The 23,403-nt window shown below is 57.2% G+C and carries 22 protein-coding genes and 1 tRNA gene; 9 read left to right on the plus strand and 14 right to left on the minus strand.

The window, feature by feature from the left end:
• The first annotated feature begins 455 nt into the window (after window positions 1-455).
• From NW842_RS09970 to NW842_RS09985, 4 genes are all read left to right on the plus strand, one after another.
• Entirely contained in the window at window positions 456-1,544 is a 1,089-nt protein-coding gene (locus NW842_RS09970; protein WP_414417949.1) for an NYN domain-containing protein, read from the plus strand.
• Window positions 1,545-1,954: 410 nt separating this feature from the next.
• On the plus strand, window positions 1,955-2,572 hold the full coding sequence (locus NW842_RS09975) for an HD domain-containing protein (RefSeq protein ID WP_414417950.1): 618 nt from the start codon (window positions 1,955-1,957) through the stop codon (window positions 2,570-2,572).
• A 70-nt stretch (window positions 2,573-2,642) separates the two neighbouring features.
• Window positions 2,643-3,080, plus strand: coding sequence for a peroxiredoxin (locus NW842_RS09980; RefSeq protein ID WP_011432689.1), 438 nt, complete (start codon window positions 2,643-2,645; stop codon window positions 3,078-3,080).
• Between the two features lie 48 nt (window positions 3,081-3,128).
• Complete coding sequence (locus tag NW842_RS09985) at window positions 3,129-3,869, plus strand: D-alanyl-D-alanine carboxypeptidase family protein (RefSeq protein ID WP_414417951.1); 741 nt, start codon at window positions 3,129-3,131, stop codon at window positions 3,867-3,869.
• 49 nt (window positions 3,870-3,918) lie between these two features.
• Here NW842_RS09985 and NW842_RS09990 read toward each other — a convergent pair.
• A tRNA-Gly gene (locus NW842_RS09990) sits at window positions 3,919-3,990 on the minus strand.
• Window positions 3,991-4,142: 152 nt separating this feature from the next.
• On the opposite strand from NW842_RS09990, the gene zds reads away from it, so the two are divergent.
• The gene (gene zds, locus NW842_RS09995; protein ID WP_414417952.1) at window positions 4,143-5,585 is read left to right on the plus strand and encodes a 9,9'-di-cis-zeta-carotene desaturase; all 1,443 of its coding nucleotides are present in this window, start codon (window positions 4,143-4,145) and stop codon (window positions 5,583-5,585) included.
• A 352-nt stretch (window positions 5,586-5,937) separates the two neighbouring features.
• The gene (locus tag NW842_RS10000; RefSeq protein ID WP_414374018.1) at window positions 5,938-6,510 is read left to right on the plus strand and encodes a Uma2 family endonuclease; all 573 of its coding nucleotides are present in this window, start codon (window positions 5,938-5,940) and stop codon (window positions 6,508-6,510) included.
• 97 nt (window positions 6,511-6,607) lie between these two features.
• Here the strand turns inward: NW842_RS10000 and NW842_RS10005 are convergent, their stop codons facing one another.
• The 5 genes from NW842_RS10005 to NW842_RS10025 form a co-directional block, all read right to left on the minus strand.
• The gene (locus NW842_RS10005) at window positions 6,608-7,978 is read right to left on the minus strand and encodes a cytosine deaminase (protein ID WP_414417960.1); all 1,371 of its coding nucleotides are present in this window, start codon (window positions 7,976-7,978) and stop codon (window positions 6,608-6,610) included.
• A 75-nt stretch (window positions 7,979-8,053) separates the two neighbouring features.
• Window positions 8,054-8,383, minus strand: coding sequence for a YggT family protein (locus tag NW842_RS10010; RefSeq protein WP_011432695.1), 330 nt, complete (start codon window positions 8,381-8,383; stop codon window positions 8,054-8,056).
• A gap of 170 nt (window positions 8,384-8,553) precedes the next feature.
• Window positions 8,554-8,922: a hypothetical protein gene (locus NW842_RS10015; RefSeq protein WP_414417953.1), complete on the minus strand. Its 369-nt coding sequence runs from the start codon at window positions 8,920-8,922 to the stop codon at window positions 8,554-8,556.
• A 55-nt stretch (window positions 8,923-8,977) separates the two neighbouring features.
• Window positions 8,978-10,750, minus strand: a complete 1,773-nt coding sequence (locus NW842_RS10020; RefSeq protein ID WP_414417954.1) for an ABC1 kinase family protein — start codon at window positions 10,748-10,750, stop codon at window positions 8,978-8,980.
• Window positions 10,751-10,885: 135 nt separating this feature from the next.
• Window positions 10,886-12,172 (minus strand): glucose-1-phosphate adenylyltransferase, encoded by a 1,287-nt coding sequence (locus tag NW842_RS10025; RefSeq protein WP_414417955.1) that lies wholly within the window; start codon window positions 12,170-12,172, stop codon window positions 10,886-10,888.
• A 131-nt stretch (window positions 12,173-12,303) separates the two neighbouring features.
• Here NW842_RS10025 and NW842_RS10030 point away from each other — a divergent pair, with 131 nt between their 5' ends.
• The 3 genes from NW842_RS10030 (at window position 12,304) to sat (ending at window position 14,951) form a co-directional block, all read left to right on the plus strand.
• Complete coding sequence (locus NW842_RS10030) at window positions 12,304-13,086, plus strand: ParA family protein (RefSeq protein WP_414417956.1); 783 nt, start codon at window positions 12,304-12,306, stop codon at window positions 13,084-13,086.
• A gap of 140 nt (window positions 13,087-13,226) precedes the next feature.
• Window positions 13,227-13,595, plus strand: a complete 369-nt coding sequence (locus tag NW842_RS10035) for a hypothetical protein (RefSeq protein ID WP_414329683.1) — start codon at window positions 13,227-13,229, stop codon at window positions 13,593-13,595.
• 165 nt (window positions 13,596-13,760) lie between these two features.
• On the plus strand, window positions 13,761-14,951 hold the full coding sequence (sat, locus tag NW842_RS10040; protein ID WP_414373999.1) for a sulfate adenylyltransferase: 1,191 nt from the start codon (window positions 13,761-13,763) through the stop codon (window positions 14,949-14,951).
• 95 nt (window positions 14,952-15,046) lie between these two features.
• Here the strand turns inward: sat and NW842_RS10045 are convergent, their stop codons facing one another.
• The 8 genes from NW842_RS10045 to pstS form a co-directional block, all read right to left on the minus strand.
• Window positions 15,047-17,047, minus strand: coding sequence for a primary-amine oxidase (locus NW842_RS10045; protein ID WP_414355866.1), 2,001 nt, complete (start codon window positions 17,045-17,047; stop codon window positions 15,047-15,049).
• A 244-nt stretch (window positions 17,048-17,291) separates the two neighbouring features.
• Window positions 17,292-17,468 carry a hypothetical protein gene (locus NW842_RS10050; RefSeq protein ID WP_414355865.1) on the minus strand — a complete coding sequence of 59 codons (177 nt, stop codon included), beginning with the start codon at window positions 17,466-17,468 and terminating at the stop codon, window positions 17,292-17,294.
• A gap of 368 nt (window positions 17,469-17,836) precedes the next feature.
• The gene (locus NW842_RS10055; protein ID WP_011432703.1) at window positions 17,837-18,262 is read right to left on the minus strand and encodes a hypothetical protein; all 426 of its coding nucleotides are present in this window, start codon (window positions 18,260-18,262) and stop codon (window positions 17,837-17,839) included.
• A 43-nt stretch (window positions 18,263-18,305) separates the two neighbouring features.
• A complete protein-coding gene (locus NW842_RS10060) occupies window positions 18,306-19,133 on the minus strand; it encodes a TlyA family RNA methyltransferase (protein WP_011432704.1) in 828 nt (275 codons plus the stop codon).
• Window positions 19,134-19,228: 95 nt separating this feature from the next.
• Entirely contained in the window at window positions 19,229-20,056 is an 828-nt protein-coding gene (gene pstB / locus NW842_RS10065) for a phosphate ABC transporter ATP-binding protein PstB (protein ID WP_414388053.1), read from the minus strand.
• An 82-nt stretch (window positions 20,057-20,138) separates the two neighbouring features.
• On the minus strand, window positions 20,139-21,029 hold the full coding sequence (gene pstA / locus NW842_RS10070) for a phosphate ABC transporter permease PstA (RefSeq protein ID WP_414388052.1): 891 nt from the start codon (window positions 21,027-21,029) through the stop codon (window positions 20,139-20,141).
• Window positions 21,030-21,035: 6 nt separating this feature from the next.
• A complete protein-coding gene (pstC, locus tag NW842_RS10075) occupies window positions 21,036-21,974 on the minus strand; it encodes a phosphate ABC transporter permease subunit PstC (protein ID WP_414388051.1) in 939 nt (312 codons plus the stop codon).
• Window positions 21,975-22,037: 63 nt separating this feature from the next.
• Window positions 22,038-23,114 carry a phosphate ABC transporter substrate-binding protein PstS gene (pstS, locus tag NW842_RS10080; protein ID WP_414417957.1) on the minus strand — a complete coding sequence of 359 codons (1,077 nt, stop codon included), beginning with the start codon at window positions 23,112-23,114 and terminating at the stop codon, window positions 22,038-22,040.
• Window positions 23,115-23,403 lie beyond the last annotated feature (289 nt).

A 23,403-nucleotide genomic window follows, 5' to 3' on the forward strand; every position in this document is an offset into this window, starting at 1 on the left:
GTTCTATCGTAACTTCCGCATTCCTCCCGACACTGACCCTACGGGTACAGTGCGGGGCTCCTGCGATTTCTAGCTGACCCTGCTCCGTTCAATGGTTTTACGGCCCATACCGTCAGCCAATAGCTTGGACGTTGAATCCAGGTTGAGCGGGCCACGGGGCCTGTCGGTCAAGAGGAACAAGTTTGAGCCTGCTTTCGATAACTGACTCGATATCTGATCCGTTTGCTCAACAAGGGAAATACGTTTGTCCAGCGATTGGAAGATTCCCCTTCCAATAGCAGGCATACTGCAGTTGCTGAATTGCTCCTCTTCGATGCCTCTGTGAGTTCTGTGCATCTTGCTCTTCGAGAGGGATCCCTGAGGTGGCCCATGTGAGTGAGGTAAAATCCTGGCAACCGAGCAGATCGATAACCCAAACTGAGGAGAGCTGACTATGAGGAGAGCTGACTATGAGTATGAGTATGAATAGGGCTTCTGCCTTCCCCTTAACCTGGCTGTGGACGGGATCCCTGGCCCTGGGGGTGACGGCCCTGGTGACCCGCCAAGTGATCTGGGGGCTCTTACCTTTGGCAGCAGCCTACCCTGCCATCCGCCGCCGCGAAGAACAGCTTGGCCAAGTTCTGGAACAGACCTGGACACAGCAGCAACAGACAGCAACCCAACTGGAGACCCTGCAAGCGCGTTTCGAGGTGCTGGACGCTCGGCTCACTGCTGAACCGTCCCTTCTGCAGCAGACCTTGGCTTCCCCGGCTGAAGCCATTCAAGAGCTCGAGCAGAAAGTAAAGGTTTTGGAGCCCATCTGGGTACAGCAGCAGCAGACGGCGGCCCAACTGGAAACATTACAAGGGCGGATCGACGCCCTCGAAGCTCGGCCCACGTCTCATCTGTCCGTGCGGCAACAGCTGGCCCCCATCACCCAGGCCATCCAGCACATCCAGCAGCGGTTAAAAGCCGTGGAGCTGCGGTTGAATGCTCTGCCGGTATCCCAGCCCCAAGTGACTTTGGAGCAACTGGAGTTGGTGCAGGCGCAACTCCAACACCTGCAGCAGCTGGTGGCATCCCAGCCGAACCCTGCTTTTCCCCGCAAAGCCCTGGGGGTGTTCATCGACGCGGCCAATCTCCACGCCAGCGCCCAGCAGTGGGGATCCCATCTCGACTATCCCAGTCTGCTCAGCTGGCTGGCCCAGGGCAGATCCGAGATGGAAGTGCATATTTACACTGGGGTAGATCACCACAACCAAGCTCAGCATCGCTTTCTGCAGGAGTTGAGAAGGCAGGGCTATCGGGTGGTCACCAAGCCGGTGGTGATCCACGCCGACGGCAGCCGCAAAGCCAACCTGGATGGGGAGCTGATTGTGGATATGATGGCGATGTGCTCCCGCTACGAGACGGTGCTGCTGCTGAGCGGGGATGGAGATTTTGTGCCGGCCCTCAAGTACATCCGCCGCCAAGGCTGCCGGCTGGAGGTAGCCGCCTACAGGCCGAATACAAACTCGGAGCTAATTCGGATAGCCGATCGGTTCGTCGATTTGTGCGCTTGGTAGGGGACAGGAACGCTGGTGCCGCTACCTGCAAAACAGACTCCGGCCACCGACTAAACCTTTGCAATCTCAGCGCCTGAACCTCGCTTGGATCAACCTTGTCCAAAAATTGGCATTCTCCCTGCCCTAAAAGGCAAGGATTCTTTCCCAGGCCACAGGATAATTCCTACTTCTTGGGCTACACCACCCTTGCGAGTGGTGGGGGATGCCATAACCCCGACTACTGGGATGAACTCCCAGATACTTTTCCTGCTGACATTGCTCTTGCTAACACTGCGCCATACTCAAGTTGGCGGAGTTCAACCAACAGCGTAGCACGAAGCCGCCCTTGCCGCGTCAGCGGGCTGTAGGCCTTAGGGCAGGGCTTGCAACCCAGTTTTCTTGGTCAACTTAACCCCAATCGGAGAATCCAGATGTCAACGCAACTCACACAGCGGTTTGTGCAGGCAATGCACTATGCCCATCGCTGGCATGCTTCCCAAACCCGCAAGGGAACCGGGATCCCTTACCTCAGCCATCTGTTGGCCGTAGCAGCCATCGCCCTGGAGCATGGGGCGGATGAAGATGAAGCGATTGCCGCTCTGCTCCACGACAGCCTAGAGGACGGCCCCCACAACACAGGCGAGCCCCGGGCCCAGATTGAGCAACAGATCCGGGAGCACTTTGGAGAACGGGTGCTGCAGATCATCCTGGGATGTACGGATACCGAAAGCGATGGCTCCCGAGGCGAGCCCAAAGAAAACTGGAAAGAGCGCAAAACCGCCTACCTGAAGCACCTGGAAACGGCAAATGCCTCGGTTTTGTTGGTGGCCGCCTCTGACAAGCTGCACAACGCCCGCTGCATCTTGCGGGATTTTCGCCAACTGGGGGATGAACTCTGGCAGCGGTTTTCCGCCGGAAAAGAGGGATCCCTGTGGTATTATCGATCGTTGGCAGAGATTCTGAAGCGACGGCTGCCCGGCAATCTATCGGCGGAGCTTCAAGAGCTGGTGGCTGAGTTGCAATGCCAAGCTGGAGCGGTAATGCCTTGACAGAGACAAGCAGGGCTGAAGAAAATGCTGAGGGCAGCCCTATTCATCACACTTTTTGGGTCACGCACCTATGGTTCTCGCTGTTGGCACCCCTGCTCCTGGGTTCAACACCACTGACACCCAAGGCAACCAGGTTTCGCTGGCTGATTTTGCCGGCAAAACCGTTGTCCTCTATTTTTACCCCAAAGACGACACCCCCGGCTGTACCAAAGAAGCCTGTGGATTCCGCGACGCCTACGCCGACTACCAAAGCAAGGACGTGGTGGTGCTGGGGGTGAGCATGGACGACCAAGCTTCTCACCAAAAGTTCACCGAAAAGTACAACTTGCCTTTCCCCCTACTGGTGGATAGCAGTGGGGTGATTACCCGCGCCTACGATGTGGATGGGGGCGGCTATGCCAAGCGGGTGACCTACGTCATTGATGGCGAGGGCAAAATTGCCAAGGTCTACCAGAACATCAATACCGAAACCCATGCCCGCGATATTTTGGCGGATTTGGGTTTGTAGAAACGCTGCCTCTTTTCAGTACTCCTCGCTAGATCCCGGCCTTTGCGCATGAACGACGACATTCCGGTCGCCCGTCGCCAGTCCACTCCGGCGAAAAAAGCGCAAGGTCCGGCGGCTGCCTTGGGGTTACGCCTGGGCTTGGGCCTGGTGGTGGCTGGGCTGTTGCTCTTGGCAGGTTGGGGGATAGAGAAGTTACCGGGATCCCAGCAGGCGGCGGATCCCCAAGTTCTGGAGGAAGCCGGTCAGCCCTCTCTGCCGCAGCCAACTGTGCAGAATGGGCGACCTTCTCTGTTGGGGCACTATGCCTATTCCGAAGCCCCTGCAGACAGCTTGCGGGTGGTGGGCAGCTACCGTGGTCGAGAGGTGCGCCTGCGCCAGGCGGCTGCCGAAAGTTACCTTCGCATGAGCGAAGCAGCTCAAGCTGCCGGGATCCGCCTTGTCCCTATTTCCGGGTTTCGCTCCATTGCGGATCAGGAATTCTTGTTTTTTCAATTGGCTCAATCCCGAGCCTTGCGACCCGAGGAACGAGCTGCTGTCAGCGCTCCCCCTGGCTATAGCGAGCACCACACTGGCTATGCCATCGACCTTGGGGATGCCGGGTTTCCGCAGTGGGATACTCAAGAAGCCTTTGAGACCACCCCGGCCTTCCAGTGGCTGCAGAGCAACGCGGCCCGCTTTGGCTTTGAGCTGTCTTTCCCCAGAAACAACCCTCAGGGGGTGAATTACGAACCCTGGCACTGGCGCTTTGTGGGCGACCGCCATAGCCTAGAGACCTTTTACAGGCGCTAGCCAACTCCCTTCTTCTGAGGGGAGGGGGGCTGGGGGTGAGGGCCCAAAGAGCGGATGACGCGATTCGAACGCGCGACCGTCTCGTTGGCAACGAGAAGCTCTACCACTGAGCTACATCCGCGTCGGGAAATTTATGATGGCAAGTTTTGCGGTGGTTTGTCAAGTCAGGGATCCCCGGCGCATTTTGTTCCAGAATGAGAGAAGTTCATCTTTCTTTGCAGTTGCGTCAGGTCTGGGCGGGATCCCGGGCGGCGCCTGTTTGAGGGTATTGCTATGCGGGTAGCCATTATTGGGGCCGGATTGGCCGGGTTGGTGACGGCAGTCGATTTGGTTGAAGCAGGACACGAGGTGCAGCTCTACGAGGCGCGGCCTTTTGTCGGCGGCAAGGTGGGATCCTGGCAGGATGCCGATGGCAACCACATCGAGATGGGGCTGCACGTTTTTTTCTGCAACTACAGCAATTTGTTTGCCCTGATGAAAAAGGTGGGGGCCTACGAGAACCTGCTGCCCAAGCAACACACCCACACCTTTGTCAACCGAGGTGGGCAAACGGCCAGTCTGGATTTTCGCTTTCCCCTGGGGGCGCCTTTCAACGGCCTCAAAGCTTTTTTCACCACCGAGCAGCTCTCTTGGGCGGACAAGCTGCGCAACGCCTTGGCGCTGGGCACCAGCCCTTTGATTCGCGGCTTGCTGGACTATGAAGGGGCAATGCGGCAAATTCGCGCCTTGGATCGGATGAGCTTTGCCGAGTGGTTCCGCCAGCATGGGGGATCCGAGGGTAGCCTGAAGCGGATGTGGAACCCGATTGCCTATGCCTTGGGCTTTATCGATACAGAGCAGATTTCTGCCCGCTGTATGCTGACGATCTTTCAGATGTTTGCCAGCAAAACAGAGGCCTCCAAGCTCAATTTCCTCAAGGGATCCCCGGACACCTATCTCACTCAGCCTATCGTCCGCTACATCCAAGCCCGTGGGGGCCAGATCCACACCCGCAGAGGGGTCAGCCGCATTGAAGTGAACGACTCTCCTCCCTACCCCGTGACCGGCTTGCTCTTGGCCAATGGAGAGCGGGTAGAGGCAGATGTGTACGTGTGCGCAGCGGCGGTGGAAGGGGCCAAGCGGCTGATCCCGGAAGTGTGGCGGCAGTGGCCACAATTCGACAACCTCTACAAGCTGGAATCCGTACCGGTGGCCACGGTGCAGTTGCGCTTCGATGGCTGGGTGACGGAGCTGAACCCCCAAGGCCAGGCCAAACGAGCTGGCGAACACCCAGAGGCTCTGGGTATCGACAATCTCCTCTACACTGCCGATGCCGATTTTTCCTGTTTTGCCGATCTGGCCCTCACCAGCCCCGCCGACTACTACAAACCCGGCCAGGGATCTCTATTACAATGCGTGCTCACGCCGGGGGATCCCTTCATTTCCATGCCCAACGAGCAAATTGCCCAGCACGTGTTGCACCAAGTCCACGAGCTGTTTCCCTCATCCCGGCAGCTGAACATGACCTGGTACAGCGTGGTCAAGCTGGCCCACTCCCTCTACCGAGAGGCACCGGGCATGGATCCCTACCGCCCACAGCAAAAGACCCCAGTACCCAACTTCTTTTTTGCCGGCAGCTACACCGCCCAAGACTACATCGACAGCATGGAAGGGGCCACCCTCTCCGGCCACCTGGCTGCTCAGGCCATTCTGGCTGCCCACAGGGATCCCCAATAGGAGGACTTTCACCTGATGGCACTTGACCCCTTTGACATACTCCCCGTCATAAAGGGCGAGGATTCCGGTTCCTGGTTCTGCTACGGCACTTCCTCTGTCGGGTTGCCCTCCCATTCGCGCCAGCGGGACGGAGCCCTTGAAGCCTGCACTCTCTCGCTTTAGCGGCGCGGAGCGCTTTGTGTCGGCATGAGTGCGGGAGTATGTCACAGTGGGTACCAGAAGTCTTGGCCCAAAGCCGAGAGTTGGGTAGAAGTCCAGCCCTTCGCGCCCCTCGCCAAAAAATACGCTCCATCCTAGGGGATCAATACGAGCCACAGGCCCCATACCCTGAGAGTTTTGCCCAGGAAGGATGATGATCGCCCTCAACCTGCAGCCGGCTGTGAATTTAACCGATGAAGTTTTCGAGCAGCTCTGCCGGCGGAATCCTGAGCTGCGCCTGGAACGCACCGCCCAAGGAGAACTGATCGCCATGGCTCCTGCAGGCAGCGAAAGCAGTCGTCAAAACTTGAGCCTTAGCGCCCAGCTCTGGCAGTGGAACCGGCAAACTCAGCTTGGTGTGGCCTTTGACTCTTCCGCCGGTTTTGCCTTGCCCAATGGGGCCATTCGCTCTCCCGATGCTGCTTGGATGCCCAAAGAGCGCTGGCAGCAGCTCACCCCAGAGCAGCGCCGTCGTTTTGCTCCCCTCTGCCCTGACTTTGTGCTGGAACTGAAGTCTCCTACTGACGAGCTGGCCATCCTTCAGGCCAAGCTGCAGGAGTACCTGGACAACGGATCCCAACTGGGCTGGTTAATCGACCCGGAAAGCGGGAAGGTCTATGTCTATCGCACAGGTCAGCCGGTGCAAGTTTTGGAGCGACCTACCAGCTTGTCTGGGGATCCCGTTCTTCCTGGCTTTGTTATGGATCTCACCCTAATCTGGGGATAACCGACCCACCCCATGACTCCAAATTTCATTTTTCCCACTCTGGGGAGAAACGCCAGGGATCCCCAAGCTGCTTCGCTGCAATTCAAGTAACCCTGCTCTACTGCTTGGAGCCAGAACTAACCGCTGCTCCCACCCTCTCCATTAGGTCGTCCAGCTCGCTGTAGTCCGGCAAAGTGGTGTCGATGGCCTGCCCCTGACGCAACACCACCCGGTCATGTTGGGGTCGCGAGAGCAGCTCGTCAAAGCCACGTCCCTTGAACAGCACCAGATCTGCCGGCAAGCCCACCCCAATTTGCCCTCGCTCGGTCAAGCCCATGATGCGGGCAGGGGTGGTGGTGATGGCCTGGGGCCAATCCCCATAGGGGGTATCCAGGTGCAAAATGCGGGTGGCCTCCCGGAACACCTCCAAGCCATCGTGATCCCCAAAGCCGTAGAAGGGATCCCGGCAATTATCGCTGGCTATCATCACCAGCACGCCCAAAGCCTTCAGCTCATGCAACAGCGTCACTCCCCGCCAGCGGGGGGTATGGCCGGGGTTACGGGCTTGCAAATATAGGTTACACATGGGCAGGCTGACCACGGCAATTCCCGCCTCTCTGACCAAGGCCATAGTCTTGTGGGCCACCTCCGGCGGTTGCACGGCCAGGCTACAGCAATGGCCACACACCACCTGATGGGGAAAATCGTTGCGCAAGGCCGCCGCTGCTACGTGTCTCAATGTGAGGGATCCCGGATCATCCGTCTCATCCGTATGAAAGTCCAGAGCCAAGCCCCGCTCCTTGGCCAGGGCAAACACCCGATCCAATTGCCGATCCAGCTCTGGCCCCATCGTCACCACCCCACCCAGGAGCCCGCCCAGCTCTGCCACCTTGTCTGCCAGCTTCTCCCCTGCGGGGGTGAGAAAGAAGTCTAGGTCCACCAGCGTTACTGCTTGCAGCTCCAGTCTGCCCGCCCACTCTCGGCGCAACTGGACAAACACCTCCCAGTTGGCCCCCATAACCTGAGGATTCTCACAGACCAGATGGGTGCGCACTGCCTGGGATCCATGGGCATAGCTGCAGCGCAAACCAAAGCTGAAGCGACGGTAGAGATCCTCCCGAAACCGCTCCGGATCCCCGTCATAGGCTTGCTTCATCTTCACCCAATCTTCCTGGCCGGCCTGCCTCGCCCCGGCAAAGGTGCCATCGGGATTGGGGGTGCGCGGCCACACATGTCCCTTGTCCAGGTGGGTATGGATGTCCACAAAACACGGCCACACTTGGCCCCGCCTTAGATCCACGCTGGGGATCCCCTGGGGCGGGATCCCTGTTGCCAGCCGGATTTGGCGGATCTGCCCCCCTTCAATTTCCAGATCCAGCAACACCAGGTTATCGCGGTTGGGAACAGCTCCTGGCACCGCCTCCTTCAGTACCGACAGGGGAACCTGAGCATTCAGCAGCCAGTAGTGGGCAACGCCGGGGATCTGCATGGCGGGCAACGAAAAAAGCAGCTCTCCATCGTAAAGGGATCCCGACCTATCCAGATGAATCCAGTGCTACAGCGGCTAGGCAAACTGGCCCACCACCTGCATGGCAAAACTGAGCAAAATGAAGGCCAGCCAGGGGGAAAAGTCCAAGCCGCCAATGGGGGGGATGATGCCGCGGAACAGGTTGAGATAGGGATCGGTGAGTTGGCTGAGCACCGACAGGATGGGGTTAGACCAGTTCAGTTGCGGGAACCAGCTCAGCAAAATCCGCACGATCAGCAGAGCATTGTAAATGACAATGAACTGGTAAAGGGAGCGGAACAGCAAAGACGCGGCAGTGCCGTAGACCAACCCCAGGGAGAGGCCGTCCACCCAAGCGAGAGGAGACAACAAGTGACTGAGCATCATGGTTGGGAAAAGTAGGGAAACAACTCGATCAACTCAACATCCATTAAGCTGAAGCACCTTCGCCAGAGGCAGACCTGGCCCAGGATCGCAACTCAGCCGAGAGAGGATGGCAGAACCTAGAGAGGAAAGCCGCTGCCGCCTCTAGTTTGGCATGGACAGGGATCCCCTGCTCAAGGCTTTTCCTCAACAGCCCTGGAAGAGGTTTCCTTGACGAGCAATTGCGTGCGCATGGCCTGAATCGCCTCGTTTAACTCGGCAATCTTGGCCTCTAGAGTGCGGCGGGCTTGAGCAATGCGTTCTGCCTCATTTTCCCACTTCTTCCAGTCGCTGGACATGGCGGGCTCACCTGAAGCACTGAGGCGCGGTCGTTCAGGGGCTACCGAGGTGCCGTTGAGGCGATCCGGATCCCGGCGTTGGCCTTCGGCGGATCCCTTGCTGAGTCGAGGGGCAAGCACAAACCCGATCACCCCGCCGATCATCCCTCCCAACACGGCGCCGGTCACTACACCCGCAATGAAATCACCTTTCTGATCTGCCACGCTTCTGTCCAGCTCAATAAACAACAAACTTAAACTTGAGCCACCTTCTTCCGTTCTATCTTTCCTGTCCCACTCCTGCCAGCAAATCCGACCAGGGTTGAGGTGGCCGCCAGCGGCTAAGATGTTCCAGATGGGCTTGCACCTGATCCCTGAACTCGGCAAACGTGTGTTGCAGATCGCCGGTCGAGGGTAGGGATCTCAGCGTCGCCTGCCAGAGGTAGGCCGGGGAAAGTTCAGGGATGATCAACCGCCACAGGCGCTGCAGCTCCTCAAAGTGAAGGCGATCATCTTCTGTGAGGGAAAGCACCAACTGGCGGCGCAGATCGCGGGCCTCTTCCGACATCAGGTAGCGCAAGCCCATTTGGGCGGTGGGCAACCAATCCAGTTCCCCATCGCTGCGGGCAATTTGAATCAGGTTCTCCAGGCGGTTCCAGCGGAACTTGCCGTCTTTGATCAACACTTGCAGCAGCCGTTGGCGAATACGAGGCGATTCGTCCGTCAGCAGGCGCTTGGCCACATAGGGATAGGCCACACCAACGATGCGGAACTGGGGATAGAGGCTGAGGGCTACTCCCTCTTGGGTCACCAAAGAGCGGATCACCAGAGCAAAGTGGGAGGGCACCTGAAAGGGGTAGCGGTACATCAAGTCGGAGAACTGATCTGTGGCCGTTTTGAAGTTAAAGTTGACCACCTCTTGGGTCAGCACGTCTGCCAGCACCTTTTCCAAGGCGGGGATCAGCTCTTGGCGGCCGACATCCGACTGCAAAAAGCCCAGATGAATAAAGTCATCGATCAGGGCGTTGTAGTCGCGATCCACCAGGTGAACCAGAGCATCCACCAAGTACTCCTTCATTTCCTCGGTAAGCTGATCCATCATGCCGAAATCGATGTAAGCCAAGCGACCATCGGCCAGGGCAAACAAGTTACCTGGGTGGGGATCCGCGTGGAAAAAGCCGTATTCCAGCAATTGCTTGAGGGCAGCAACCACCCCGATACGCACCAATTGTTTCACCTCCAGGTTGGCTGCTCGAATGCGCTCCACATCCGTCAGCTTGATGCCGTCGATCCACTCCAGGGTCAGAACCCGGCGGGTGCTGTAAGCCCAGAAGATGCGCGGCACGTACACATCCGGATCGTCGCGGAAGTATTCGGCGAAGCGCTCGCAGTTTCGCCCTTCGTGCAGGTAGTCGATCTCTTCAAAAAGCTTGCGGCCAAACTCATCGACCACCGCCGTCAAAGTACTGCCCAGGTTTAAGGGCAGCCAGGGGCCCAGCCATGTCGAGGCCCAGCGAATCAGGTACAGATCCAGGCTCAACTGCTCTCGCAGATGGGGTCGCTGCACCTTCACCGCCACCCATTCGCCGCTGTGCAACTGCGCTTTGTAAACCTGGCCCAAACTGGCAGCAGCCACCGGCTCTGGAGAGATCTGGGCAAAGATCTCGGCAATCGGACGGCCCAACTCGGATTCGATGCGGGCAAATGCTTGCTCGGAAGGAAATGGCGGCAGTTGATCTTGCAGTTGGGTGAGTTCTTCTAGGTAGTCTTTGCGCACCAGATCGGGGCGGGTGGAGAGGGCCTGACCCACCTTGATGAACGTTGGCCCCAGGTCGGTGAGCAGCTTTCGCAACTGCACCGAGCGCCGTCCCACATTGCGATCAGTGTGTCCCCACAGTTGATCCCAGCGCAAACAGAGGACAAACCACAAGAAAGGCCAGAGAATGGCCAGCGCCCGACCGATCACTTGGGGCAGGCGCCAGCGGTAATAGCGGCAGATCAATTGCGGATCGTAAACTTCCAAAGCGGCAATGGGCGAAGTTCTACTAAACACACTCCAGCGATCTCACAGTCTTTTGTTTTGAAGCTCTTGGTATCCATCTTAACAGAAAAAGCCTCGCCGTTTCTGCGCAAGGGCCTGTCAGCCCCATCCTGCCCCCTTCTCGGCCAGGGCCGGCCTGTTTCCCCCTCAAATGATGGTGTTGTCCGGGATCACCGAGTCTTTGATGATGGTGACGATGCCATTGCTGATCCAGATCCCCTCCTCTTCCCGCTGCGCTTCGGTGACGTGATCCTTGTTGAGGATGCGGACATTGCGCCCAATGCGGGCATTCTTATCCACGATGGCGTTGACAATGTGGGAGTTGGCCCCGATGCCCACCGGTGGGATCCCTTCCTCTAGCCTGGCCTGCCGCTCTTCTACCGACTCGTAGTAATCGGCTCCCATCACCAGGGTGTTTTCGATGATGGTGTTGGCCTCCAAGCGGCTGCGAATGCCGATGATGGAGTTGCGAATTTGGGCGTTTTTGATGATGCAACCATCGGCGATCATGGAGTTGACAATCTGGGAGTCGAGGATTTTGTTGGGGGGCAAAAAGCGCGGGCGGGTGTAGATGGGCATTTCGCTGTCGAAGAAGCTGAAGGGCGGGTTGGGCTGCTGCACCAGTGCCAGGTTGGCCCGGTAAAAAGCCTCGATGGTGCCGATGTCTTCCCAGTAACCCTGGAAGAGGTAGGCTTGCAGATGGTACTTGCCGATGGCTGCCGGCAGCACCTCTTTGCCAAAGTCGGTGTGCTCCTTGACTTTGAGCATCTCGATCAGAGCTTCTCGCTTGAATACATAGATGCCCATGGAGGCGATGTAGGGCTTGGCTTTGGCTTCTTCCGGGCTGAGGCCGAGAGCTTGCGTGTCCACCTGGCAGGCTTTCAGCAGATCTCCTGTTGGCTTTTCCTTGAAATCGACGATGCAACCGTTCTCGCCAAGCTTGAGCAAGCCAAAACCCGAGGCCACTTTTTCTTCACAGGGGAGCACCGCCAGCGTCACATCGGCCCCAACCTGCCGGTGATGCTGGATGAAGGGGCGGTAGTCCATGCGGTAGAGGTGATCCCCAGATAGGATGAGGAAGTCCCGCGGCTTCCAGGAGTCCATCAGCCAGAGGTATTGGCGGACAGCATCGGCGGTGCCTTGGAACCAATCGGGATTGTCAGGGGTTTGTTGGGCCGCCAAAACGTCCACAAAGCCGCCTGTAAAGGGAGACAAGCGGTAGGTGTTGACGATGTGGCGGTTCAGAGAGGCAGAGTTGAACTGGGTGAGGACGTAGATTTTTTCGATGTCGGAGTTGATGCAGTTGCTGACCGGGATGTCGATGAGGCGGTATTTGCCGGCCAGGGGCACAGCGGGTTTGGCGCGGCGCTTGGTCAGGGGATAAAGTCGGGTGCCACGCCCACCTCCCAAGATGATCGCCAGTACATCGCGCATGGTTGTCCTCCACCAGGCTACACCCAATAGCATAGACTGCTGCGGGGCCACCTCAACGACTGTCCTGTCGGATCTGGCCAAGCTGCTCGGGAAGGGGAACAAGTTGGCAAGACAGAATGCAGGGAGAGCTGATGGCGCGTATCCTGGCCTTTACCAACAACAAAGGGGGCACCGGCAAGTCCACCCTCTGCGTCCACGCGGCTCAGTTGACGGCCCAACGGGGATACCGAGTTCTGCTCATCGATCTCACGTCCCAGGCCACTGCCAGCAACCTTTACCTGGAAGGGGCCGGATCCCTGGCGGCACCGGAAACGGCTTGGGCCAGCTTACACCCGCAGCACCAACGTCCTCTGGAAGAGGTGATCTACTGCACGGACAAGGGAGTGGATGTGGCGCCCTCCCACAGCACCATGGCGGAAGTGGCGGCCCAACTGGCTGCTGCCGGAGAGACGGGTCAGGATCTGTTGCAGCGCCAACTGGATCCCTTGCTGCCGGACTACGACTTCATCTTTCTCGATACGCCGGGAGAACTGAATGCCCTCACCGCCAATGCCCTGCGGGTGGCCCAGCGGGTGTTGATCCCGACACGGCTCAACCGCGCCGATTTCTCCTGCACGGAAGTAACCTTGCGCTACATTGAGGCCCTGAAAGGCCAGCTCAGCCACGCCCGCGCCGTTTTGACGATGCTGGACGACCGCTATCTGCCGGGGGGCATTTGGTCGGGATCCCACACCGGGCAATTGTACGTGCAAGCGCAACAGATTTTTGCGGATGTGCTTTCACCCGTTACCATTCCAGATAGCAGCGATTTGCGCATCGCCTTTGACTACGGCTTGACGGTGATGGACTATCGGCCTGGGTCGGCGGTGTGTCAGCGGCTGCTACAGTTTGTTGAACGCGAGGTGCTCTTGTGACTGGATCTGACCGCAGCCTCTTTCCTTCGTCGGGGGAAATTTCCCGCCGCTCCGGCGGAATTCGGCGCAAGGCCGGTGCTAAAACCAGTTCAGAGCCCACCTCCGCAGAGTCTACTCCCACAGGCGAGGAGCCGACAACGATGTCTTCTCAGTCTCCCCCAGAACCAACCCCAGAATTGCCGGAAATTGCAGCCCTCAAAAGCCAACTGGCCGAAGCTCAACAACTCTTGCAAGACTACCAAAACAAAGTCTCTACCCTGCAAGCTCAATTGCAGCAGGTTACTGCCCATCGGGACGAATTGCAAAAGGCGCTGGCGCAGTTGCAAGCGGTTGCGGACGAGCGGGCCAAAACCATCCAGGAGTTACGGAAACCCAAAGAGCAAGCCCCCATCATTCAGCCCAAACCCCAATCCTCGCCTCTGCACGCGCAAAAGAAGATTATGAATCGGCCCATCTTCGACAATGTATCAGCCACCGATGAAAGCATGCCTCCCTATCTGCTGGATTGACTGGGATGGAAGGGATCCCTAAGGGCGTGATTTGGATGGGGTCTCCACCTGTTCTGCTCCCTCCTGTTTTCAGCCCGACCTGTGCTTTTTTCCCTGCTTCCTGGAGATCCGGGATTCGATAGTTGGATATTGGATTGGATAACCTTTGTTCTCAGTGCCCTTCTCATGAGCCAATCTCCATCGACTCTCCCTGCTGGTGATGCCATTCCGCCCCACGGGGGCACCCTGATCAACCGCATTGCCCCGCCTGAGCAGGCGCAGGAGCTGCGTTCCAAAGCCGAACATTGCCCCATTCTTTATCTCGACGAGCGGGCCCAATCGGATCTGGAGATGATCGCCATTGGGGGCTTCAGCCCGCTAACGGGGTTTATGGGGCGGGAAGATTACCAGGCCGTTCTGGAAACAATGCACCTGGCCAATGGCTTGGCTTGGTCGCTGCCGGTCACCCTGCCGGTCTCCTCAGAAGTGGCAGCGGGTCTGAAAGAGGGGCAAATGATTGCCTTGGCCAGCTCCGCGGGCAAGATCCTGGGCTTACTGGAGCTGACCGAGAAGTTCACCTACGATAAAACATACGAAGCCCTGCAAGTTTATCGCACCACCGATGAGCAACATCCAGGGGTAAAGGTGCTCTACGAGCAGGGATCCGTCTATTTGGCCGGCCCCGTCACCCTCCTGCAGCGGGATCCCCACCCTCTTTTTCCGGCCTACCAGATCGATCCGGCCCAATCGCGGCAACTGTTTCGGGAAAGAGGCTGGAGAACCATTGTAGGCTTCCAAACCCGCAACCCCATCCACCGCGCCCATGAATACATCCAAAAATGTGCCTTGGAGATTGTGGACGGGCTATTTTTGCACCCGCTGGTGGGGGCTACCAAAAGCGACGACATTCCCGCCGATGTGCGTATGCGCTGCTACGAGGTGTTGATCGAAAAGTACTACCCCAAGGAGCGGGTGATCTTGGCCATCAACCCTGCGTCGATGCGCTACGCCGGCCCCCGCGAGGCTATTTTCCATGCTCTCATTCGCAAAAACTATGGCTGTACCCATTTCATTGTGGGGCGGGATCACGCCGGGGTGGGGAACTACTACGGTACCTACGATGCCCAACACATTTTCGATGAGTTCCAGCCGGGGGAGCTGGGCATCATTCCCTTGAAGTTTGAACATGCTTTCTATTGCACCGTCACCGGCACCATGGCCACGGCCAAGACCAGCCCCAGCCAGCCTCACCAGCGCATTCACCTCTCAGGTACCAAGGTGCGGGAAATGCTGCGCCGCGGTGAAGTGCCCCCGCCGGAGTTTTCTCGACCAGAAGTGGCCCGGCTGCTGGCCGAAGCCATGCGAGAGCGGGGTTAACCCTGGGAATCTCCCTAAGTGGCAGTCAAAAAGGGCCTGGGACAGACCAGACCCTCTGTATTGAAAGTTGAAGTTAACAAGATTCAAGCCGAATATCAGGCCGGCTCCGCCAGATTGATCGTCGGGTTGCGGTCGAAGAAGCCCCAAGGTATCAGCTTAAAGCCCGTTCTGTGTACAGGCATCACCGGCCAATCCTCTGGGCGCGGCACATGGGAAACGCCCAAGGAATACCAAACCACCAGATCCTCCCCTTCTAGAGGTTGGTCGTCGCTCACCCACTTCGGCAATCCTTCTCCAGGCCCGCTTTGGTTGGGATAAGGGCCAGCAGCATACAGTTCGCCGGGCTGGTAGTGGGTAGCCCAGAAGTGGTGGGTGGCAAATCCGGCCCGCTCCCGCACGTTGGATCCCTCGACCGGCAGGAACATGGCATTGGGGCCGGGCATGAGGGCGTAGCCGGTAGGAGCGCCGAGGGCGTTGGTCTTGCTGCTGGAGACGATGACCCACTTACGGCTGCTGGCCATGTTCAAGTCCCGTACGGCCTCTTTTTCGCTGAGCAAATGCTTCTCCTCCATGATGAAGGCGTTGCCTGCCGGGTTGTCGGGGCTTTGGGGCAGGGGCTTGAGGTTCATCTCCATAACGGCATTGTCGGTGCCATCCACATCCATATCCAGCCGGAAGCTGAAGTAGTGCTGGTGGTTGGTACCGCCCACATTGGGTGCCATCAGGGGGGCAAAGGGATCCGCGTCAGCAGTCGTCACAGCATCTGTACCCTTGGCCAAGACGATTCCGGTCAGATCTGCCTGCACTTCAAAGGTGCCATCCTGGTGAAACACCCAGCTAATGCCGTAGTCGTAATTGCCGATGGCGGCGGTCATGGTCATGACCAACTCACGGCTGCGGCGCACATCGTTGCGCTTTGTGTTGTACTCGTAGTGCTTCCAGAGCATGCCGTTATCCCGCTCGTAGAGGCCAATCACCCCCGGCATCACGTAGGGCTCCCCATCGTTGTCGGCAAAGACGGCATCCAGCAACAGGCCGTTCTCCGGTACCTCCTTGCCCAGCTCCATGGTGTTGGCGAGCAAGCCAAAGTTGTATTCCCCCACATCAAAGGCGTTGCGGAAATACCAGGTTTCATCGGGATCCCCGTAGGGCACCACCATCTCCGAGAGGCTCACCCGGTAGAACACAGGCCGTTCTTCTTCTCCCTCTTGGTAGCGAGCAGTGTAGAGCACCAATCCCTCGCGCGGGTGCATCAGGTAGCGGAACTTCCAGCCTTGCCAGGTGATCTCGTTACCCTTGATGTCGTAGCTGGCGCCCTCGGGGTGGGTAATTTTTAGAGGTTTGGGGGCGGGGCGAACGCTGCCCAGAGAAGCGAGGTCGTAGTCAAAGCTCTCTTTGGAGAAGGCCACAAGGGTGTCATCGTCGATCAGCTTTGAGACTTTTCCCGTGTTCAGGTTCACAGTGGCCAAAACCCCTTCAATGGGGGCACCGTAGTAGTTCCAGTTGTCGCCTTTGTAGTAGGAAATGCCGCGACAGAAGCGATTTCCGGAGGCTTTTTCCTCTTCGCTCAAGTTGCCCGGCGCCCAACAATCCACAGCCACGCGGTCGAAATCGGTGATCCCCCGCTTGCGCATTGCCTCTTGCCAGCCGGGATCCGCCTTCACCACTTCTGCGGCCAACCCAAACTCGCTGCTCACCATCGCCGGTTGCACACCGGTCACTTCCGTCCAGCTAACCAGCTTGTTTTCCATCAGGTCGACAATGGCTTCGTGGGTGCGGTTGGCCTTCGGTTCGTAAACGATGGCAAAAGCTTCTCGGCGAAAGGGATCCCCCGGCTGAAAGCTGAGCACCTCGGCTTTGTCGGGCTCCCGCAGATCGATCAGCACAAAGGTGGCATCCTCGGCCAAGTTCTCGGCCTTGCGGATAACGCTGGCCGTCATTTTAATTTCCTCGGCAGTCAGGGGATCCAGCGGGTGAGAGGCCTTGGGGGATCCCGGCGAACTGGCGATGGTCAGAGCTACAATACCGACGCCAAATACAACTGTGATAACCAATATCTTTAGCCAACGTGGCCACTGCCGCCCAATGTTCAACATGGATAAACCCCCTTTTGGGTATGCGGATGGGGTGAGGATTGCCGGCCAAGCCCACCCCTCTAAAGTGGCCTCATTCAAGCATATGGACGGGGTTACAAGTGCATCCAACGCTACCAAGTCCGCTGCCGGCCTCTGCCTTATCCCATAAAAAACCCCACGCCAAAGGCATGGGGAGAATGCATGACGGGAATCCGGCTCTCCTACACCCTGAGGTCAAAAAGCCCTGAATAGGTGGCAACAGCCCTCATCCCGCTTCAAACCGGAGTTGTTCGGGATCCACATAATAGCAGCGGGCATTGTCAGCACAGATCAACGCCCAGCCATTTTGGTCAGCCTCGACCAAAGTATACTCAGACTGGGGGATGAAGTGGCCTTGGTGGTTTCGGGTATCGCTCTTAACCCAAACAATCTGACGGTTCATCTTAAAGTTCCTCCCATTTGCGGTCAAAGGGGTCAAAAGAGTAAGGTTCGAAAATAGGACTCGATCTCAGCGGCTATGGAAGCAGCGGCAATACAGCCCGCACCGCAATACAATGAAGTGCAGCGTAAAAAGTACAGCCACCACCGGGCCAAGCATCTCGCACCAACCCAGAGCCCAATCTCATCAATTGAGTCCGGCGAAGGGAAGGCGATGAGAGCTAGCCCCTATGGATAAATGGATTTCATCTTGCGATTGGGTACAATGAAGTCTAGCACCGACCCCATGAGGACATCGCTAAGAGTTGTAGATTAAAATAACGAGCCCTAGATTTTCCTAAAATCTTGTTGCAAAACCAGGAATAGGGTCACTTAATCTTCTTCAAAAAGCCAGTTGTAAATCTTGCTCAAGTGGGGCCAAGCGGGACGGCGGTTCCCTCCCTCTTGCAGGTTGGATTTGACACCCTCAATCTGCTCGGGATCCCGTGCCAAGATTTGCTTAATGGCCTCCACCTGCTGGCGTACCCCGGTTTTTTTCAGCTCCAGCATGGCTAGGGTCAGATTCACACGGGGCTGGGCATCCACCGGATCCAACTTCACAGCAGTCTGGGCGGCCTTCAGAGCTTTTTCCGCCTGCCCCTCCAGAAGGTAGAGCCAGGACAAGCACGTCCAAGCCGCCGCCGCCTTTGGGGATCCCTTACAGATTGACTCAAAAGAGGGAATTAACGTCTTGGCCGCTTCCCCGGATTCATAGCGCCGAATCCCTTCCTGAAATAATTCTTCAATTTTTTGGCTCATCTCCCTCAATCCAGCACATTAGCTTATTGACAAAATCGACGATCTATGCATGTAAAGTCGCTCTTGCCTGCTCGCTCATCTGTTGTAGCGCACTGCCGCTGGGGAGAGGGATCCCTTCTCCTTCGGCCAGCCAGAGCCAATACTCGATATTGCCGGCAGGGCCAGTGATGGGCGACCACGTGTAGCCTTGCACCTGCCAACCCTGGGCCACGGCCGAGCGCATCACCGTCTCCAGCACGCGGGCATGGACAACCGGATCCCGTACCACCCCCTTTTTACCCACCTGGTCTCGGCCCGCCTCAAACTGGGGCTTCACCAGCAACAGCGCCTCCCGTGGGAAACGCAACAGGTTCCACAGCGGAGCTAGCACCTTAGTCAGGGAAATAAAAGACAGGTCTACCACCGCCAAATCCGGCCAGCTCTGGGGAGGTGCCTCGCTTCCGTACAGATCCTCCGGCTGCAGATGGCGCAAGTTGGCCCGCTCCTTTAGGATCACCCGCGCATCCGTTCGCAAAGACCAGGCCAGTTGCCCATAGCCCACATCCACTCCGTAGACCCGCTGGGCTCCCCGTTTCAACAAGCAGTCTGTAAAACCTCCTGTGGAAATGCCCGCATCCAAACAAATACGACCCTGCACCTGAACAGGAAAAGTTTGCAGCGCCCCCTGTAGCTTTTCTCCCCCCCGTGAGACAAAAGCAGGCCCAGACTGGACTTGCACCGCTGGATCCCCGCTCACCCAGGTTCCAGGCTTTTCCGCCCGCACCCCATTTAGAAAGACTTCTCCTGCCAAAATGGAGCGTTGCGCTTGCTGGCGTGAGGAAAAATATCCGCGCTCCACCAACCAGCTATCCAGACGCACCCGCTTGGCCATCTCGCCGGTGCCTCACCTTGCATAGATCTTCCCGCCCATTAGAATAGGCGAGCGGGATCCCAACTGACCAGAATTGAGGGATCGCCAACAGCAGATTAGCCGAACCGTCCGCTCACGTACTCTTCCGTTTCCCGATGGGCGGGAGAGTTAAAGATTTTCTCAGTGCGGTTAAACTCCACCAGCCGTCCGTAGCGAAACCCCTCTTCGTCGACTTCAGTGTTGAAGAAGGCGGTAAAGTCGGAGACCCGCGCTGCCTGCTGCATGTTGTGGGTAACGATAATGATCGTGTAGCGACGGCCCAGTTCCTTGAGCAACTCCTCAATGCGCAACGTGGAGATTGGATCCAACGAGGCACAGGGCTCGTCCATCAGGATCACCTCTGGTTGGATGGCCAAGGTGCGGGCAATGCAGAGGCGCTGCTGCTGTCCCCCCGAAAGGGAGAGGCCGCTCGTCTTCAACTTGTCTTTCACCTCGTCCCAGAGGACGGCCTGACGCAATGCGCGCTCTACCAGCTCATCCAAGTCTCCTTGGTAGCCGTTGACCCGTGGCCCAAAGGCAATGTTGTCGTAGATGGACTTCGGGAAGGGGTTGGGCTTTTGGAACACCAGGCCAACTCGCCGCCGCACTTCAGCAGGATCTACATCGGGATCGTAGATGTTTTTCCCGTGAAAAATTACGGATCCCTCTACTCTCGCCCCCGGGATCAGATCGTTCATGCGGTTAAAGCAGCGCAGCAAAGTACTCTTGCCGCAGCCGGAAGGGCCAATAAAAGCAGTGATGTGATTCTTGGGAATCTTCAGAGAAACCTGCTTCACCGCCAAATGAGAGCCGTAGTAAACACTGACTGCTTGCGTTTCCAGCTCAACAGTTAACTTGGCAGACTTCTTAGAGGAATCAGGAGTGCCGGGAAATGGAGGGCGCATAGGAATACCAGAGGTAGACGTTGCTTCAGAACCCAAACTCAAAATCGAAGAATAGTGAGGCAAAAATCTCAGAAGAACCAGATCAGATAGTAATGGTTTCCTGACGACGACTCAGCAGCAGCCGGAAACTGATCGTGGTGATCAAAACCAGAATCACCAAAGCCAAGGCTCCTCCCCAAGCAATTTTCTGCTGGTTCTCGAAGGGAACAATGGCAAAGTTGTAGATCAGCACCGCCAACGAGGCTACTGGCTTCAGCAGACCATTAGGCCATAGAAAGCTGAACAGAGCAGTAAAAATTAGAGGTGCAGTCTCCCCAGCTGCTCGGGCAATGGCCAAGGTCACTCCCGTCAGAACGACCGGCAAAGCAGCTGGCAAAACGACCCGAAACACAGTCTGCACCCGCGAAGCTCCCAAGGCGTAGGCGGCAGCCCGAGTGTCCGCCGGCACCAAGCGCAGAGCCTCCTCGCAGGAGAGGATGATGATCGGCAAAGTCAATACCGATAGAGCTACTCCGCCAGAAAGGGCAGAAAAGGTCTTGGTGGAAAGCACCAGCACCCCATAGGCGAACACGCCAGCGATGATGGAAGGAACCCCCGTCAGCACTTTGATAATGAAACGCAGAGATGATGCTGTAGAACTGTTCTGGCCGAACTCCGAGAGATAGATCGCAGCAAATAGACCAATAGGGAAAGTGATTGTAATGGCAATCGATACCACAATGATCGTTCCCAGCACAGCGTTGCCAAAGCCGCCTACCTGATCGCCAGGAGGAGGAGGAAGCTGGGTTAAGGTCTGCCAATTGAAGCGCTCAATGCCATTGACGAAAACATAGTAAAGGATGGAAGCGAGCACAACAATCGCAAAAATGCTGGAAGCAAAGATCAGGCCTGTCATCACCCAGTCCAGCACGACGCGCTTGGATCTGACTTTGCGTTTGAACAAATTGGCCTGTGCTGCCACTTGTGTCGCCATGTTCCTCTACTCCCGAGAAGCCGTCAAAGCAAACTTGACCTGACGAACCATCAGCTCAGCGATGATGTTGACCACCAGCGTAATGACCAGCAAGATCAAAGCCGCATACATCAGAGCCGAGATCTGCTCGTCGGCTGCTTCTGCAAACTCGCTGGCCAGCAATGCAGGGATGTTGCTGGCAGGGGCCAAAAGCGAGACTCTAATCCCCCGCGCATTGCCAATCAGCATTGCCACCGCCATGGTCTCGCCCAGGGCGCGTCCCAAACCCAGCACCACAGCCCCCAACATACCCCCAATCGCAGCCGGTAGTACCACTCCAAAAATGGCTTCCCATCGCGTAGCCCCCATCGCATAGGCAGCCGCGCGCAGCTCAGGAGGAACAGCCACCAAAACCTCTCTGGCGATGGCCGTGATGATGGGGATGATCATGATCCCCAAGACAACCCCTGCCGTCAGCATCCCCGGCCCAATCGGTGGTGTGCTGAAAATGGGAAGCCAATTGAAGTTCTCGTACAGGAACATCTGAACGGGGCGGAAGAAGGGGATGAAGACAAACAATCCCCAAATGCCGAACACCACACTGGGAATAGCCGCCAACAGCTCAACCACAATGATCAGAGCCAGACGCAAGGACTTCGGAAGAAAATCCTCGCTCAGAAAAATAGAGATGCCAAAGCTAAAAGGAACCCCCACAATCAGAGCGATGAGAGAAGTCACTAGCGTGCCGTAGATCTGTGGCCAGGCCCCATAGATATCCTCGACCGGATCCCAGGTGGTGTTCCAGAAAAAGCTTAGTCCAAACCTGTCTATAGCAGGTAAAGACTGAATGCCGATCTCCAGAGCAATCCAGAGCAGCAGGAAGGCCGAGAAAAACACGGCAATCCGCGTAGCCCAGATAAAAACCTGGTCGCGCCGGCGCTGGAAAACCGGCCGAGGCCGAAACATAGAACTGCTGTCAGAAAAAAAGGTATTCATCCGCCTGAAGCCAGAAGTGGTTGGTAAGAGTTTTTACGGGGTAATGCCTTCCAGCGCAGCCAGAGCTTTTTGCCGCGTTTCTTCCGGCAGAGGGACATATCCCAACTGCTCAGCGAAAGCCTGCCCCTCAGTGAGGCCGTAGCGGAGAAACTCTTTAACGGCCTTGGAAGTCTCGGCTTTGGGGTAAACCTTGTAGGCAAGGATCCAGGTGTAGCCCACAATAGGGTAAGAGTCTTCCCCACTAGGATCCGGATCGACCCCCAGCAAACGCTCGTCGAGCTGAATTCTGGCCAGCGCCGCTTTCTCCGTCTCGACGTTGGGAGTTACAAACTTGCCTGCCCGGTTTTCCAGACGGGCAATGTTCAGGTTGTTGAGCTTGGCAAAGCCGAATTCCACGTAGCCAATCGAGCCAGAAATTTGCTTGATCTGCTCGGAAACCCCTTCGTTCCCACGCGCCCCTACGCCGGTTGGCCAGTTTACCGAAGGGCCGCGACCCACCTTTTGCTTCCACTCTGGGCTAATAGCGTTGAGGTGAGTGGTGAAGATATCGGTGGTACCACTTCCATCAGAGCGATGCACGACGGTAATCGGCAAATCCGGGAAAGTCACCTGTGGGTTAAGGCCAGCCAGCAGGGGATCGTTCCAGTTCTTGATCTTGCCCAGGAAGATATTCGCCAGTGCCAGGCGGGAAAGGCGGATTTCGGGGCCCACCCCAGGAATGTTGTACGCTGCAACTAACGCTCCGCCCACCATGGGTACAGAAACCATCCCTTTGGGAGGGTTAGCCTCATTCTCAATTTGGTTGATCTGTTCAGGACGGGGCACGCTGTCAGTGGCACCGAAATCGACCGTGCGGGCTACAAACTGCTGACGACCCGCACCGCTTCCTACAGACTGATAGTTGACCTGGATGTTAGGGTTTTTCTTGCCAAATTCCTGGGCCCAAGTTTGATAGATGGGGGCCGGGAAGGTCGCCCCAGCGCCATTGATGGTGATGGTCTGCTGAGCAAACACCCGCTGCCAATTCGCCTGGCTAGCCGCAAAGCCGGCAACAGTGGCAGATAGAAACTTCAGGAAAGAACGACGCTCCAAGGGGTGCAACGTCACCATACAGATCTCCTCTCCCAGATGAAGATAAAATCCTAGCCCAGATCTAAAAAAGGCTACTTCACTCGAGAACCTTACCCAACCCAATCAAAACTCGTCGGGCTGGGTATGCCACTACCGCCTGGAAGCTTGGAGGCAACCCTCAAGCTAACCCTGCGATCCTCAACAAGCCTTCAACCAATAGCAACATCCCAGGGATCCCTTTGAGCACGCAGGGTTCCCTCGGGAACGCTCCATTGAAGACTTCGCCAGTCCGCGCAGCTACTATAACGTAAAGGCCAGTTGTTTTTGG

Origin of the sequence: Synechococcus sp. R55.4 (genome assembly GCF_047461935.1) — a bacterium.
Taxonomy (GTDB): Bacteria; Cyanobacteriota; Cyanobacteriia; order Thermostichales; family Thermostichaceae; genus Thermostichus.

What these genes read in the sequence shown, in the direction of transcription:
- NW842_RS09980 (WP_011432689.1), top strand. Translation starts at nt 2,643, where the DNA reads ATGGTTCTCGCTGTTGGCACCCCTGCTCCTGGGTTCAACACCACTGAC.
- pstS (WP_414417957.1), bottom strand. Translation starts at nt 23,114, where the DNA reads ATGGTGACGTTGCACCCCTTGGAGCGTCGTTCTTTCCTGAAGTTTCTA.
- NW842_RS10060 (WP_011432704.1), bottom strand. Translation starts at nt 19,133, where the DNA reads ATGGCCAAGCGGGTGCGTCTGGATAGCTGGTTGGTGGAGCGCGGATAT.
- pstB (WP_414388053.1), bottom strand. Translation starts at nt 20,056, where the DNA reads ATGCGCCCTCCATTTCCCGGCACTCCTGATTCCTCTAAGAAGTCTGCC.
- sat (WP_414373999.1), top strand. Translation starts at nt 13,761, where the DNA reads ATGAGCCAATCTCCATCGACTCTCCCTGCTGGTGATGCCATTCCGCCC.
- NW842_RS10030 (WP_414417956.1), top strand. Translation starts at nt 12,304, where the DNA reads ATGGCGCGTATCCTGGCCTTTACCAACAACAAAGGGGGCACCGGCAAG.
- NW842_RS10005 (WP_414417960.1), bottom strand. Translation starts at nt 7,978, where the DNA reads ATGCAGATCCCCGGCGTTGCCCACTACTGGCTGCTGAATGCTCAGGTT.
- NW842_RS10055 (WP_011432703.1), bottom strand. Translation starts at nt 18,262, where the DNA reads ATGAGCCAAAAAATTGAAGAATTATTTCAGGAAGGGATTCGGCGCTAT.
- NW842_RS09975 (WP_414417950.1), top strand. Translation starts at nt 1,955, where the DNA reads ATGTCAACGCAACTCACACAGCGGTTTGTGCAGGCAATGCACTATGCC.
- NW842_RS10050 (WP_414355865.1), bottom strand. Translation starts at nt 17,468, where the DNA reads ATGAACCGTCAGATTGTTTGGGTTAAGAGCGATACCCGAAACCACCAA.
- NW842_RS10025 (WP_414417955.1), bottom strand. Translation starts at nt 12,172, where the DNA reads ATGCGCGATGTACTGGCGATCATCTTGGGAGGTGGGCGTGGCACCCGA.
- pstC (WP_414388051.1), bottom strand. Translation starts at nt 21,974, where the DNA reads ATGTTTCGGCCTCGGCCGGTTTTCCAGCGCCGGCGCGACCAGGTTTTT.
- NW842_RS09970 (WP_414417949.1), top strand. Translation starts at nt 456, where the DNA reads ATGAGTATGAATAGGGCTTCTGCCTTCCCCTTAACCTGGCTGTGGACG.
- zds (WP_414417952.1), top strand. Translation starts at nt 4,143, where the DNA reads ATGCGGGTAGCCATTATTGGGGCCGGATTGGCCGGGTTGGTGACGGCA.
- pstA (WP_414388052.1), bottom strand. Translation starts at nt 21,029, where the DNA reads ATGGCGACACAAGTGGCAGCACAGGCCAATTTGTTCAAACGCAAAGTC.
- NW842_RS10035 (WP_414329683.1), top strand. Translation starts at nt 13,227, where the DNA reads ATGTCTTCTCAGTCTCCCCCAGAACCAACCCCAGAATTGCCGGAAATT.
- NW842_RS10000 (WP_414374018.1), top strand. Translation starts at nt 5,938, where the DNA reads ATGATCGCCCTCAACCTGCAGCCGGCTGTGAATTTAACCGATGAAGTT.
- NW842_RS10045 (WP_414355866.1), bottom strand. Translation starts at nt 17,047, where the DNA reads ATGTTGAACATTGGGCGGCAGTGGCCACGTTGGCTAAAGATATTGGTT.
- NW842_RS09985 (WP_414417951.1), top strand. Translation starts at nt 3,129, where the DNA reads ATGAACGACGACATTCCGGTCGCCCGTCGCCAGTCCACTCCGGCGAAA.
- NW842_RS10010 (WP_011432695.1), bottom strand. Translation starts at nt 8,383, where the DNA reads ATGATGCTCAGTCACTTGTTGTCTCCTCTCGCTTGGGTGGACGGCCTC.